Genomic DNA, 14,262 nt, shown 5'->3' with positions numbered 1-14,262 from the left:
CGCCCCATGACCGAGTGGGACATCAAGAAGCTCCAGATCCTCCGCACCCTCCGCGACCGCGGCACCGTCACCGCGACCGCGGAGGCGCTGCTCATGACCCCCTCGGCCGTCTCGCAGCAGCTCACCAACCTCGCCAAGCAGCTCGGCGTGCGGCTCCTGGAGGCCCAGGGCCGCCGGGTCCGCCTCACCGACGCCGCCCATCTGGTGCTGCGCCACGCCGAGGTGGTCTTCGCGCAGCTGGAGCGCGCCGACGCCGAACTCGACGGCTATCTGCGGGGCGAGGCGGGCCAGGTCCGGGTGGCGGCCTTCTCCACCTCCGTGCCCGCGCTGCTCGTGCCCGCCGTGCGCCACCTGCGGACCGCCCACCCCGGGCTCGACGTCCGGATCCGGGAGGCCGAGGCGGCGGAGGCGTACGAGCTCCTCACCGCCGGCGAGGTCGACCTCGCCCTCTCGCTCGCCGCCCACGCGCCCTCCGCGCGCGACCCCAAGTACAGCAGGGTGCCGCTGCTCGCCGACCCCCTCGACGTGGCCCTGCCCGCCGGACACCCGCTCGCCGACGCGCCCGGCCTGCGGCTCGCCGACCTCGCCGCCGAGCCCTGGATCTTCGGTGGCTCCGGGCCCTGGTCCGAGATCACCACCGCCGCGTGCGAGGCCGCCGGCTTCGTGCCCGAGCAGGCCCACAGCGCCTCCGGCTGGACCGCGATCCTCGCCATGGTCGAGGCGGGGCTCGGGATCGCGCTCGTGCCCCGCATGGCCTCCGCCGACCGCCGGAGCGGCAGCGGGGTCGTCATGCGGGTCCTCTCCGCCGACCAGCCGCGCCGCCACGTCGTCGCGGCGGTGCGCAGCGGGGCGGAGGAGGGCCCGGCGGTGGCCCGGGTGCTCACCGCGCTCCGGCAGGCCGCGGCGGCCCGCGAGACCGTTCAGCAGAACTGAACACGCCTGTCGAAAACATTCGATGGACCGGGAGGTGGCGGGCGCGGCAGAGTCGAAGCCATGAGCAGCCTCGAAGCGATCCAGGACCCGCACGCCAACGACGCCGCCCCCTACTCCGGCGGGGACCCCTACGCCGACTACCGCACCGGTGACTTCCCCTTCACCGAGCTCGTCGACCTGGCCGACCGCCGCCTCGGCGCAGGGGTCGTCGCCGCCAACGACGAGTTCTTCGCCGAGCGCGAGAACCTCCTCGTCCGCGAGCGGGCCGTCTTCGACCCGGAGCACTTCGGCCACAAGGGCAAGATCATGGACGGCTGGGAGACCCGCCGCCGCCGCGGCGCCGACGCCGAGAACGTCTTCCCCGCCCCCGAGGACCACGACTGGGCGATCGTCCGCCTGGGCGCCCCCGGCGTCATCCGCGGGATCATCGTCGACACCGCCCACTTCCGCGGCAACTACCCGCAGAAGGTCAGCGTCCAGGCCACCGCCGTCGAGGGCTCGCCCAGCCCCGCCGAGCTGCTCGACGCCAAGTGGGAGGAGCTCGTCCCGCCCACCCCCGTCCGCGGCCACGCCGCCAACGGCTTCACCATCGACGCCGAGCGCCGCTTCACCCACGTACGGCTCTGCCAGCACCCCGACGGCGGCGTCGCCCGGCTCCGCGTCCACGGCGAGGTCGTCCCCGACCCCGAATGGCTGGAGCTCCTCGGCACCCTCGACCTGATCGCGGTGCTCAACGGCGGCTCGTACGAGGACGCCTCGGACAAGTTCTACTCCTCGCCGACCCAGATCATCCTGCCCGGCACCTCCCGCAAGATGGACGACGGCTGGGAGAACCGCCGCCGCCGGGTCCGCGACACCAACGACTGGGTCCGCTTCAAGCTCGTCGCCCAGGGCGCCGTCCGCGCCGTGGAGATCGACACCGCCTACCTCAAGGGCAACTCGGCCGGCTGGATCGCGCTCCAGGGCCGCAACGGCGAGACGGGCGAGTGGTTCGAGATCATCCCGCGCACCCGCCTCCAGCCCGACACCCTGCACCGCTTCAAGCTGCCCGCGCAGGCCGTCGTCACCCACGTCCGGCTCGACGCCTTCCCCGACGGCGGCGTCGCCCGGATGCGCCTGCACGGCGCGCTCACCGAGCAGGGCGCGGCCGACCTGCGCGCCCGGTACGCCCGCCTGGGCGGCTGACACGCTTCCGCCCGGCGGCGCGGCCGCGCGCCGACGCCCGCCCGCCGGGCGGACTCCACGCACGGCGAAGGGGCACCCCCGTGGGGGAGGTGCCCCTTCGCCGTCTCCGCCGACGCGGTGTTACGAGGCGTCCGCCGCCTGCGCCCGCAGCGCGCGCTCGACACCCGCGCGCGACTCCGTCACCAGCCGCCGCAGCGCCGGGACCGGCTCGTTCCCCTCGATCCACGCGTCCGTCGCGTCCAGCGTCTCCCGGGAGACCTGGTGCGCCGGGTAGAGGCCGACCACGATCTGCTGGATCATCTCGTGGCTGCGGGTCTCCGCGACCTGCTTGATCGACGCGAAGTACTTCGCGGCGTACGGGGCGAGCAGCTCGCGCTGGTCGGACTGGACGAAGCCGCCGATGACGGCCTCCTGCACGGCGTTCGCCAGCTTGTCGTCCTCGACGACCGAGGCCCAGGCCTCCGCCTTGGCCTCCTCGGTCGGACGGGCCGCGCGCGCGGTCGCCGCGTGCCGCTCGCCCGCCGCCGTACGGTCGCGCTCCAGCTCGGCGGCGATCTCCGTCTCGTCGTAGACACCGGTGGCGGCCAGACGCTGCACGAAGGCCCAGCGCAGCTCGGTGTCGACCGCGAGGCCCTCGATCGACTCGCGACCCTCCAGGAGGGCCGCCAGCAGGTCCAGCTGCTGCGGGGTGCGGGCGGTCGCCGCGAAGGCACGGGCCCAGGCCAGCTGGTGGTCACCGGCCGGCTCGGCCGCGCGCAGGTGCGCCAGCGTCGCCTCGGTCCAGCGGCCCAGACCGGTCTCGCGCCACTCCGGCGCCGCGTAGAGGTCGAGGGCCGCCTTCACCTGGCCCTGGAGCGACTGCACCACGCCGATGTCGGACTCCTTGGCGATGCCCGAGAGCACCAGGTCCAGGTAGGCGCGGGTGGCGAGCTCGCCGTCCCGGGTCATGTCCCAGGCCGAGGCCCAGCACAGGGCGCGCGGCAGGGACTCGGCGAAGTCGCCGAGGTGCGCGGTGACGTTCTTCAGGGACACCTCGTCGAGGCGGACCTTGGCGTACGACAGGTCGTCGTCGTTGAGGAGGACGACCGCCGGGCGGGTCCGGCCGAGCAGCTCCGGGACGTCGGTGAGCCCGGCCGCCTCGATGTCCAGCTCCAGACGGTGGGTGCGGACCAGCTTGCCGGCCTCGTCCAGGTCGTAGAAGCCGATCGCGATGCGGTGCGGGCGCAGCACGGCCTCGCCCTTGGCGCCGGCGGGCAGCGCCGGAGCCTCCTGCCGGACGGCGAAGGAGGTGATCGAGCCGTTCTCGTCGGTCTCGATCTCCGGGCGGAGGATGTTGATGCCGGCCGTCTCCAGCCACGCCTTCGACCAGGTCTTCAGGTCGCGGCCGGAGGTCTCCTCCAGGGCGCCGAGCAGGTCGGACAGGCGGGTGTTGCCGAAGGCGTGCGCCTGGAAGTACGCCTGGACGCCCTTGAAGAACTCGTCCTGGCCGACGTACGCCACGAGCTGCTTCAGGACCGAGGCGCCCTTGGCGTACGTGATGCCGTCGAAGTTGACGAGCACGTCATCGAGGTCGTTGATCTCGGCCATGATCGGGTGCGTCGACGGCAGCTGGTCCTGGCGGTAGGCCCAGGTCTTCTCCGCGTTGGCGAAGGTGGTCCAGGCGTTCGGCCAGCGGGTGCCCGGCACCGAGGCCTGGCAGGCGACCGAGGTGTAGGTGGCGAACGACTCGTTCAGCCACAGGTCGTTCCACCACTCCATGGTGACGAGGTCGCCGAACCACATGTGGGCGAGCTCGTGCAGGATGGTCTCGGCGCGCCGCTCGTACGCCGCGTCCGTCACCTTCGAGCGGAAGACGTACTGGTCGCGGATGGTGACCGCGCCCGCGTTCTCCATCGCGCCCGCGTTGAACTCCGGGACGAACAGCTGGTCGTACTTGGCGAAGGGGTAGTCGTACGCGAACTTCTCCTGGAACCAGTCGAAGCCCTGGCGGGTCACGTCGAAGATGTGGTCCGCGTCCAGGAACTCGGCCAGCGACGGGCGGCAGTAGATGCCCAGCGGGACGGTCTGGCCGTCCTTCTCGTACGTCGAGTGCACCGAGTGGTACGGGCCGACGATCAGGGCCGTGATGTACGTGGAGATGCGCGGGGTCGGCTCGAAGACCCACACGTCGTCGACGGGCTTCGGCGTGGGGGAGTTCGAGATCACCGACCAGCCGCTCGGCGCCTTCACGGTGAACTGGAAGGTCGCCTTCAGGTCGGGCTGCTCGAACGAGGCGAAGACCCGCCGCGCGTCCGGCACCTCGAACTGGGTGTACAGATAGGCCTGGTCGTCGACCGGGTCGACGAAGCGGTGCAGACCCTCACCGGTGTTCGTGTACGCGCAGTCCGCGACGACCTTCAGCTCGTTGCGCCCCTGGGCCAGGTGGGCCAGCGCGATCCGCGAGTCGCGGAAGACGGCGGCGACGTCGAGCGAGCGGCCGTTCAGCACGACCTCATGGACGGCGGGGGCGACGAGGTCGATGAAGGTCTCGGCGCCGGCCTCGGCGGAATCGAAGCGGACGGTGGTGACGGACCGGTAGGTGCCGCCCTCCTGCGCACCGGTGAGGTCGAGTTCGACCTCGTACGCGTCCACGGTCAGCAGCGCCGCCCGCTGCTGAGCCTCTTCACGGGTCAGGTTGGTCCCAGGCACCCGGTCATCTCCTCGGTTTCGTGACGTTTGGGCCATCCTTCCACGGGCCGGCTCAGCCGCGCACGGAACATTTCCACGGCCCGTCGCCGCTGATCCGCAGCAGCCCGGGACCCGGCACCGGAGCGCTCACCCGGACCTCGCCGATCTCGTCGACCAGCAGGTCCCGCTCCTCGTCGTCGTAGAGCGGGTCCAGCGGCGGGGCGTGCCGGTGGACGGTGAAGTTCGACTCCCCGTGGTGCGCGAAGTCCAGCACCCCGGCGGGCCCCTCGTAGACCACCAGATCGTGCGCGAGGCCCTCCACCCGGCTGTCGAAGCGGCGCGCGTGGGACAGCGGCAGCACCCGCAGCGTCCACGGCGTCTCGGCCTCCACCCGCAGCGCCAGCGGGCGGGCCCGCGGGACCAGCGCGACCGTCCGCGCGCGCACGTCGTCCTCGTACGCGGTCAGGAGGTAGTCCTCGGCCCGCCCGTACGCGTCGCAGGACTCGATCGTGGTGGAGAGCGAGTGGTACGACTCGATCTCCAGGAGCACCCAGTGCCCCGCCGGAAGACCCGGGTCGCAGTGCACCGTCTCCTTGCCGCGCCCCTGGTACACGGAGGGCCGGAACTCCCCGCCGTACGGGTCGGAAACCGGCGCGGGCGCCGCGGCGGGCGCGGGGGGCGCGGGCGGCGGCACGTAGCCGGGGCCGGGGATCGGCGGCGGCGGGTGCTCCACCACGATGCCGAAGTCCGTCGCGAGCCCGGCGAGCCCCGAGGCGTACCCCCGGCCGCCCGCGCGGAAGAACCAGCCGCCGTCCCACCGGCGGAACTCCCCGCACACGAGGGCGCTCTCCGTCGTCGCGCCCTCCACGGCCCGGTACGCCACCGGGTTCCCGGCCCCGTCCGCGACCCGCACGTCGAGCCCGGGCACCTGCCCGAAGGAGCCGCCGTCCACGGAGGCGGCGATCACCAGCCGCCCGACGTCCGGCTCCACGCGCGCGAGATCAAGCCAGAGCCAGTCCGCGGCCGGGCTGCCCGGCGCGCCCGGCGCCGACCTGCCCAGGTGCCGGACGGCCCCCGAGGGGTGCTCGGCGTGGTTGCAGAAGACCAGGTCGGCGTCGCCCCGCACCCGCTCCCCGGCGCCGAGGAGCAGCGCGGAGACGTCCACGTCGGGCACGCCGTGCCCGGTGCGCCAGCCGACCGCGACGTGCAGGGCCTGCGGGGGCACCGGGACGCCGCCCGTGGGTATCCGGTTCATGGGGGAACTCTGGCACGGGCGGGCACGCCGGAGGGGCGGCTCCCCGCAACGGGAGGCCGCCCCTCTCGGATCGTGACTAGCCCTGGAGCTCGGCGGCGACGAGCTCCGCGATCTGCACGGCGTTCAGCGCCGCGCCCTTGCGCAGGTTGTCGTTGGAGAGGAAGAGCGCGAGGCCGTTGTCCACGGTCTCGTCCACGCGGATGCGGCCCACGTAGGAGGCGTCCTTGCCGGCGGCCTGGAGCGGGGTCGGGATCTCGGAGAGCACGACGCCCTCGGCGTCCTTCAGGAGCTCGTAGGCGCGCTCGACGCCGATCGGGCGCTCGAAGCGCACGTTCACCTGGAGGGAGTGGCCGGAGAAGACCGGGACGCGGACGCAGGTGCCGGAGACCTTGAGCTCCGGGATCTCCAGGATCTTGCGGGACTCGTGGCGGAGCTTCTGCTCCTCGTCGGTCTCGAAGGAGCCGTCGTCGACGATCGAACCGGCCAGCGGCACCACGTTGAAGGCGATCGGGCGCTGGTAGACGGCGGGCTCGGGGAACTCGACGGCCTCGCCGTCGAAGGCCAGCCGGTCGGCGTTCTCGGCCACGGCGCACGCCTGGGTGCGCAGCTCGGCGACGCCGGCCACGCCCGAGCCGGAGACGGCCTGGTAGGTGGTGGCGATCAGCGCGGTGAGGCCGGCCTCCTGGTGGAGCGGCTTGAGGACCGGCATGGCGGCCATCGTGGTGCAGTTCGGGTTGGCGATGATGCCCTTGGGGCGGTCCTTGATCGCGTGCGGGTTGACCTCGGAGACCACCAGCGGGACCTCGGGGTCGCGGCGCCAGGCGGAGGAGTTGTCGATCACGACGGCGCCCTGCGAGGCGACCTTCTCGGCGAGGGCCTTGGAGGTGGCGCCGCCGGCGGAGAAGAGCACGATGTCGAGGCCGGTGTAGTCGGCGGTGGAGGCGTCCTCGACCGTGACGCCGTCGACGACGGTCCCGGCGGAGCGGGCGGAGGCGAAGAGCCGCAGCTCGTCGACGGGGAAGTCTCGCTCGGCGAGGATCTTCCGCATGACTGTGCCGACCTGACCGGTGGCTCCGACGATTCCGACCTTCACGGGGACTCCTCCGTACGTATGTGCAGGGTGCTGCCGGTCCATGATGCGTATGTCCCGGGGCGCCTTGTCCAATCCATTGTCCACAGGTCGGGACGGGTGTCGGGCCGATCACGGGGTCGATCACCGGGCCGATCACGGGGGCGGGCACCGGCACGGTCACCGGGACGCGAAAGGGGCGGGCGCCGGTTCCGGCACCCGCCCCTTCACCCGCGTGGTGCTACGGGGTGACCGAGCCGATCAGGACGCTGCCGGTGCCCGCGACGGTGCCGCGCGCGTTGAGCAGCTGGACCTCGCCGAAGAACTGGCGGCCCTCGGGGGCCGCGCCGGCGACGAGGACCTCGGCCGCCACCGGAGCGGTGGCGCCGTTCGCCAGGGCGACCGGCTTCGAGGCGTCGACCTTCACGGTGCCGAGCGCGGACGAGTAGTACACGTCCTTGTAGTCGTACGTGGTGCCGCCCGCGGCACCGACCGAGTAGCCGTCGATGACGACGGTGTACGTGCCCGCGGCCGGGTTCGCCAGGGAGACGGACTCCTCCGAGTCGCCGTCCGCGGACTGGCCGACCTGCTTGCCGTCCAGGAGGACGGTGAGGTCGAGGTCGGCGGCCTTGTCGGAGGTGTTGCCGATGCCGATGTCGAGCCGCTCGACGCCCGCACCGATGGTGACGGTCCTCGTCTGCTGCTCGTGGTGCTGGATCGTCGGCGTCTCGGACTTCTGCGAGCCGAGCGAGCCGCCCTTGAGGGTGCCCGTGATGCCCGCGAAGCGGTTGGAGACCTGCCACTGGACGGCGGCCGGGGTGCCGATCTTCGCCTCCGGGACCGTCTGCACGGCCGGGTCGAAGTCGACGCCGAGGGCGGTGACGTTCAGCTTGTACGGGTTGTCCAGGTCCGGCGACGTGCGGCGGGCCTCGACCTCGATCTCCCAGACGCCGGGCGTCGGGTTCGCATAGGAGCGCAGGTCCGGGCGGCAGGTGTTGGCCGGGTTGTAGTGCGGGTAGCACATGGTGGTGGCGCTGTCCTCCATGCCGACGCCGACCGGGTGGATGGAGATGAACCGGGTCTGGCTCTTCTCCTTCAGACCGCCGAGCGCGACCTCCAGCGTCTTGGCGCCCTGGGGCACGGTGACGAAGGAGGAGGTGCTGCTGTTGCGCTGCACCGAGCCGGTGGCGGAGAAGCCGTAGCCCGGGCCGGCCAGGTCGGCGGAGACGATCGAGGTGGCGAGGATCTGCTTGTCGACGCCCTCGGTGCGCTCGTCGTCGGCCTCCAGGATGACGCTGTGCGCGCCGGGGGTGGCGGCGCGGGCCTGGAGCTTGACGGTGACCGGCTTGTTCAGCGGCAGGTCGATCTCGTCGTCGCCGAGGATGCGGAAGGTCCCGTCGTTGTACTTGAGGTCCAGCTCGTGCTCGATGGGCCGGTTCGGGCCGCTCGTGCGCGTGATGGTGACGTCGTAGACCCGCTTCTGGCCGACCTTGAGGCCGCCCTCGCGGTCGTACACGCCGGTGCCGGTGTGCGGGGCCGGGAAGATCACGGTGTCGACCGGGGCCTCGACCTTGTAGTCGTGGGCGGTGGCGCCGTCCTTGATCGACTCCCAGGCCTCCTCGATGTCCATGAGGCCCGAGCCCTGCTCGTGCGCCGCGACACCGGGGATGCGCTGCGCGGTGGAGGTCAGCGCGGTCCGCAGGGTGAGCGGGGAGAGCGCGATGCCCTTCTGCTTCGCGGCCGAGATCAGCAGCGCGCTCGCGCCCGCCGCCTGCGGCGAGGACATCGAGGTGCCGTTGAGCATGCCGTACCCGGCGGGCAGGGTGTAGCCCGCCTCGGGGACGCCGGATCCCGGCTGCCAGGTCGGGATGGTGTTCACGGCCGAGCCGGGGGCGGTGATGGTCGGGGTGAAGCCGCCGTCCTCACGCGGGCCGCGCGAGGAGAAGGGGAACATGGCGTACTTCTTGGTCACGGCCGAGCCGTAGTTGGCGGCCCAGGTGTCCCTGGAGACGGCCGCGCCGACCGAGATGACCTTGTCGGCCAGGCCGGGGTCGCCGATCGTGTTGATGCCGGGGCCCTCGTTGCCGGCCGAGATGACCAGCTGGACGCCGTACTGGTCGATCAGGCGGGTGTAGAGGCGCGCGCGGACGTTGTCGCCGTCGTTCTGCTGCGGCAGGCCGCCGATCGACATGTTGACGATGTCGACGCCGCGGTTGACGACGAGGTCCGTCATGCCCTCGGTGAGGGCGGTGTTGGTGCAGCCGCCGGACCAGGTGCACGCGCGCGCGGAGACGATCTTCGCGCCGGGCGCGGCGCCGTTCATCTTCCCGCCGAAGAGGCCGTGGGCGGCGGTGATGCCGGCGACGTGCGTGCCGTGCGAGGACTCGACCAGACCGATGTTGACGAAGTCGCGCTTCTGGCCGACCCAGGTCCCGCCCAGCGGGTCCATCGGGACGTCCTTGCGGATCTCGACGACGAAGGGGCTCTTCTCGACGACCTCGGTGGCCGGGTTGTCCGTGCCGAAGTACCCGACCTGGTTCCCGTCCTTGTACGGCTTCATCGGCGCGTTGTCCGTGAAGTCGTTGTTCTGGTCGGTGTCCACACGGACGGTGCCGGCGGCCGGGTCGTACAGCAGGCCGAAGACGTCGGTGGTGTCGCCGTCCCGGTTGATGTCGCCCTTCGGGTCGCCGCCCGCGGTGACGGCCTCGCTGAAGCGGCTGAACTGGTACGAGCCCGCCGGGGCCTTCCAGCTCTGCGCGGAGGCGGTGAAGACGGGGCCGGTGACCGGGGTGACCTGGGCGCGCCAGGTGCCGTCGCCCTCGGTCAGCGGGTCGGTGGCGGTGACCCAGTCGACGATCTTGCGCTCGCCGGTGGTGGTCTTCTGAAGGGCCGGGTGACCGAGGTCGACGCCGGAGTCCAGGATGCCGATGGTCACCCCGCGGCCGTCGGCCTTCGGGTGGTCCTTGACGAAGTCGACCGCGCCCGTCTCGTACGAGGGGTTGTACGGGTTCTTCGCCGGGGTCTTCGCGCTCGGAGCCGGGTAGGTCCGCGTGACGGTGGTGCCGGCGACGGCACCCGTCGCGGCGCCCGCGTCCGGCGTCGGGTCGTCCAGCGGGATCTCCGCCTGGAGGTCCACGGACTGCACGGAGGAGAGCCGGGTCGCGGCCTTGATGGCGGCGGCGGCCTTGGCGGTCGGCAGCGTGGCGCGGACGTAGCCGAGCGCGTCCTGCCGCTTGCCGACGGAGGCGCCGGCGACGGCGTCGAGCTGGGTGGCGACCTGCTCGGTGGCACCGGGGACGGTGGCGACGAGGACGGTGACGTTCTTCTCGCCGCTCGCCTGGGCCTCGGTGAGCCGCTGGGCGTCGATGGCGCCGAGCTTGTCGGCCGGGTCCGAGGACTTGACCGGGGGAGTGCTCACCGGCGCTTCGGCGGCGAGCACGGGCGCGGCACCGGTCGCGACGAGGGCGGCGACGAGTCCCGCGGCGGCGGCGATGCGGGCCGCGCGTCTGGGCCCGTGCGTCGCGCTTCCGGGTATGGAGCTCCGAGTTTCGGGGGTGGTCATCTACATCCCTGTTTGTGAAAGGAGGGTGTCCGGATATTGATGCCGGATGACCGCTCAGCCTTTCGCAAGTCACAGGGTTTTGTGGAGAGTTGCCCCGGCCGTATTGCCGCCGCGGCGTAAACCCGCCAGCGTCGCGGACCCGCCAGGCGGGACGAATCCGCCTGGACGGGGGCGAGTCGACCCGGGTCCTCAGCTCTCCTTCGTACGGGCGTAGTGGCGCGAGGCCTTGGCGCGGTTGCCGCAGACCGCCATCGAGCACCAGCGGCGGGTGCCGTTCCGCGAGGTGTCGAAGAAGTGCAGGATGCACGCCTCGTGGGCGCAGGCCCGGATCCGGTCGGGCGCCGTGCGCAGCAGGTCGAGGTAGTCGCGGGCGGCGGTCCAGCCGGGGCCCCGGGCGGGGTCGGCGAACTCGGCCTCCTCGCCGGGGCCCTCGGCGGTGAGCGTGGCCCGGATGCGGCCGTGGCCGAGGACGGCGTCCACGCGCGCGGTGGCGGCGGGGTCGCCGGGGCGGTCGACGAGCGCGCCGAGCGCGTCCCGGGCCGCGAGGGTGTGCCGGAGGGTGGCGTCGTCGGCGGCGAACCGCCCCTCCAGGCCGTTGGCCGCGAGCCAGACGGCGAGCCCCTCGACGTCCGCCAGCAGGTCGCGGCGGACGCCTTCCTCGTTCCAGCGGGTGTTCAGCAGGTCCAGGGAGACGGGCTCGCCGGTGAGCGGCCGGGGGTCGGTGGCGGTCATGGCGGACACCCTCCTCGTCGAACTAACCCCTCAAGAGTACGTGAGCGGTTGACTCCCTTCGCATCTAACCTCTAAAGTCAAATTAAGCGGTTAGCCCGAGGGGGGTGGCCGCATCGAGAGAGGGGACCCTCATGTCCGCGATCGGCACGCTCGCCACCCACCACGTCGGCCTCAACGTCACCGACCTCACCCGCTCGCTCGCCTTCTACGGCGACGTCCTCGGCTTCGACGTCCTCGGTGAGGGCGCGGAGCAGGGCAGCCGCTACGCCTTCCTCGGCCAGGACGGCCGCCTGGTCCTCACCCTCTGGCAGCAGTCCGAGGGCACCTACGACTCCGGCCGGCCCGGCCTCCACCACCTCGCCTTCGAGGCCGAGTCCCTCGACCACGTCCGCGCCGCCGAGGCCGCGCTCGTCGCGCGCGGCGCCGCCTTCGCCCACGAGGGCGTCGTCGCCCACCACGAGGGCGCGGCCTCCGGCGGCATCTTCTTCCACGACCCGGACGGCACCCGCCTGGAGATCTCCGTCCCGAAGGGCGCCGAAGCGGCGGAAGCCCCCTCCGGAACGGCCCCGACCTGCGGTTTCTTCTAGGGCGTGTCGTCAAACTCCCGTCTGCCCCTCGACGCCTGGCACGCGCTCTCGCCGCACCGGGCGAAAGCCGAGTACGTCCAGTACGCGTGCTTCCACCCGGCGCACCGAGAGCACGCACCAGACGCCGCGGGGCCGCCCTCCGGGCGACGACGGGAGTGTGACGACACGCCCTAGGGCTCAGTCGTCGCAGTCGACCCCCCACCCACGGAGGTACCCGTGCACACCGCCTACCACCCCGGCTCCCGCGCCGTGCAGGAACGCGTCGGCGTCCGTGACCTCGCCGACCACGTGGGCCGGTCCATCACCCCCGGCATCCGCCCCGTCGCCGCCGCCTTCCTGGAGGCGCAGCCGATGCTGGTGCTCGGCACGGCGGACGCCGAGGGCCGCGTCCGGGCCGGCCTGCTCACCGGAGCGCCCGGTTTCGTCCGGGCCACCGGCCCCCGCACGGTCTCGGTGGCCGCCGCCCTCCCCGAGGGCGTCCCCGACGGCGCCCCCGTCGGCACCCTCGCCCTCGACCCGCGCACCCGCCGCCGCATGCGGCTCAACGGCACCGCGAGACGCAGCGCCCGAGGCTTCACGATCGAGGCCGAACAGGTCTTCTCCAACTGCCCGAAGTACCTCCAGAGGCGCGAGTGGTACGGCTCCGGGCCCGCGGCGCCCGGGGCCGCCGCCGAGCGCCACGGCGAGACGCTCACCCCCGACCAGATCCGCCGGATCCGGGCGGCCGACACCTTCTTCCTCGCGACCTCGGCCCCCGACGGCCTCGACGCCGGCCACCGCGGCGGCAATCCCGGCTTCGTCCGGGTCGACGCGCCGGGGGAGCTCAGCTGGCCCGACTACCCGGGCAACGCGATGTTCCTGACCCTGGGCAACCTGGAGTCGGACGGCCGCGCCGGACTGCTCTTCCTGGACTGGGAGACCGGTCTGACGCTCGCCCTCAGCGGCCGCGCGCACACGGAGTTCGGCCCCGACGGCCGCGTGACCCGCTTCCGGATCGAGCGCACGACCGAGAACCCGTCCGGCAGCCCCCTCCGCTGGTCGCCACCCGAGTACTCCCCGTCCAACCCGCCGACCCCCTGACCGCGCCGACCCTCTGACCCCGCCGACTCTCTGACGGTGCCGACGCCCTGACCGAGTCGACCCCTCTGACCGATCCGCGCCCCTGTCCGCCCCGATCCCCTGACCGCGCCGCGCCCCTGGAGACCCCGTGACCGTGACCGCGACCCTCGCGTCCGCCGCCCCGACCCGGCCCGGCCCGCCGCCGCGCCCCCGCCCCGGCACCGTCCTCGTCTCCACCGCGGCCGCCGTCGCCGCGCTCCTCCTGCTCGTCGCCCTCGGAGCCGTCCTCCACCAGCCCCTGCTCATCCCGCCGCTCGCCGCCAGCATGGCGCTCGTGGCGGGCGCCCCCGCGCTGCCGCTCTCCCAGCCGCGCTCGGTCCTCGGCGGGCAGTTGCTCTCCGCCCTGACCGGCTTCGCCGTCCTCGCCGCGGCCGGGCCGGGGCCCTGGGGCGCGGCCGTCGCCGGCGGTCTGGCCCTCGGCGTGATGACGCTCGCCCGGACCCCGCACTCGCCCGCCGCGGCCACCGCCGTGATCGTCGCCCTCCAGGCCCCGCCCTTCTGGTCGTTTCTCGGCCTTCTCGCCCTGGCCTCGCTCCTCCTGGTCGCCGTCGGACTCGGGGCCGCCCGGGCCGCGGGGCGGACGTATCCCTCGTACTGGTTCTAATGTCGTTCCATGCAGCAGGAGTTGAGGGTGGCGGCCTACGCCGTGTGCGTCCGTGGCGACGAGGTGCTCCTGGCCCGCTGGGTCGCGAAGGACGGCGTCAAGCGGTGGACGCTGCCCGGCGGCGGCATGGACCACGGGGAGGATCCCGTCGACACCGTCGTCCGCGAGGTCGAGGAGGAGACGGGTTACCTGACCGAGCCGACCGCGCTCCTCGGCATCGACTCCATCCGGCGCTCCTGGCTGCGCCGCCGGCGCGCCCCCGGCGACTGGCAGGGGCTGCGGATCATCTACGAGGCCCAGGTCACCGGGGGTGCCCTGCGCAACGAGACGGACGGCTCCACCGACCTCGCCGCCTGGCACCCGCTCGGCGCCGTGCCCTCCCTCACCCGCGTCCAGCTCGTCGACATCGGCCTCGACCTGTGGCGCGCGAGGCCCCCGGTGGGCCGCTCCCGCCTCACCGATCCGGCGAACGGCTGAAAAGGACCCAACCACCCCGGCCGCCGTCAACCCGCAGCCCGTTCCCCGCGGTCCCCTCCCGTGACCGATCGA

Annotated in this window: 11 protein-coding genes; 6 read left to right on the top strand and 5 right to left on the bottom strand. The window is 73.0% G+C overall.

Features of this window, described 5'->3' with window-relative positions:
* Positions 1 to 6: 6 nt before the first annotated feature.
* Both ACFYXU_RS11040 and alc read left to right on the top strand, forming a co-directional pair.
* Positions 7 to 933 (top strand): LysR family transcriptional regulator, encoded by a 927-nt coding sequence (locus tag ACFYXU_RS11040; protein ID WP_361393552.1) that lies wholly within the window; start codon positions 7 to 9, stop codon positions 931 to 933.
* A gap of 60 nt (positions 934 to 993) precedes the next feature.
* Positions 994 to 2,118, top strand: a complete 1,125-nt coding sequence (gene alc, locus ACFYXU_RS11035; protein ID WP_376508104.1) for an allantoicase — start codon at positions 994 to 996, stop codon at positions 2,116 to 2,118.
* A gap of 120 nt (positions 2,119 to 2,238) precedes the next feature.
* Here alc and pepN read toward each other — a convergent pair whose 3' ends face one another.
* From pepN to ACFYXU_RS11010, 5 genes are all read right to left on the bottom strand, one after another.
* Entirely contained in the window at positions 2,239 to 4,806 is a 2,568-nt protein-coding gene (pepN, locus tag ACFYXU_RS11030; protein ID WP_389407190.1) for an aminopeptidase N, read from the bottom strand.
* Between the two features lie 52 nt (positions 4,807 to 4,858).
* Positions 4,859 to 6,040 carry a TerD family protein gene (locus ACFYXU_RS11025; RefSeq protein ID WP_389457367.1) on the bottom strand — a complete coding sequence of 394 codons (1,182 nt, stop codon included), beginning with the start codon at positions 6,038 to 6,040 and terminating at the stop codon, positions 4,859 to 4,861.
* Positions 6,041 to 6,116: 76 nt separating this feature from the next.
* On the bottom strand, positions 6,117 to 7,133 hold the full coding sequence (locus tag ACFYXU_RS11020) for an aspartate-semialdehyde dehydrogenase (protein WP_329855128.1): 1,017 nt from the start codon (positions 7,131 to 7,133) through the stop codon (positions 6,117 to 6,119).
* Positions 7,134 to 7,350: 217 nt separating this feature from the next.
* The gene (locus tag ACFYXU_RS11015; RefSeq protein WP_389407192.1) at positions 7,351 to 10,671 is read right to left on the bottom strand and encodes a S8 family serine peptidase; all 3,321 of its coding nucleotides are present in this window, start codon (positions 10,669 to 10,671) and stop codon (positions 7,351 to 7,353) included.
* Positions 10,672 to 10,860: 189 nt separating this feature from the next.
* A complete protein-coding gene (locus ACFYXU_RS11010; RefSeq protein WP_376508099.1) occupies positions 10,861 to 11,403 on the bottom strand; it encodes a CGNR zinc finger domain-containing protein in 543 nt (180 codons plus the stop codon).
* Between the two features lie 131 nt (positions 11,404 to 11,534).
* Here ACFYXU_RS11010 and ACFYXU_RS11005 point away from each other — a divergent pair, with 131 nt between their 5' ends.
* From ACFYXU_RS11005 to ACFYXU_RS10990, 4 genes are all read left to right on the top strand, one after another.
* Entirely contained in the window at positions 11,535 to 11,990 is a 456-nt protein-coding gene (locus ACFYXU_RS11005; protein WP_376508098.1) for a VOC family protein, read from the top strand.
* Between the two features lie 216 nt (positions 11,991 to 12,206).
* On the top strand, positions 12,207 to 13,070 hold the full coding sequence (locus tag ACFYXU_RS11000) for a pyridoxamine 5'-phosphate oxidase family protein (protein WP_389407194.1): 864 nt from the start codon (positions 12,207 to 12,209) through the stop codon (positions 13,068 to 13,070).
* Positions 13,071 to 13,197: 127 nt separating this feature from the next.
* Positions 13,198 to 13,713: an HPP family protein gene (locus ACFYXU_RS10995; RefSeq protein WP_361393561.1), complete on the top strand. Its 516-nt coding sequence runs from the start codon at positions 13,198 to 13,200 to the stop codon at positions 13,711 to 13,713.
* 9 nt (positions 13,714 to 13,722) lie between these two features.
* Positions 13,723 to 14,190 (top strand): NUDIX hydrolase, encoded by a 468-nt coding sequence (locus ACFYXU_RS10990; RefSeq protein ID WP_361393562.1) that lies wholly within the window; start codon positions 13,723 to 13,725, stop codon positions 14,188 to 14,190.
* Positions 14,191 to 14,262: the final 72 nt, after the last annotated feature.

The organism is Streptomyces sp. NPDC002232 (assembly GCF_042890295.1).
Classification (GTDB): domain Bacteria; phylum Actinomycetota; class Actinomycetes; order Streptomycetales; family Streptomycetaceae; genus Streptomyces.
The sequence above is the reverse complement of the archived record's forward strand: the minus strand, read 5'-3'. Positions and strand labels throughout refer to the sequence as shown.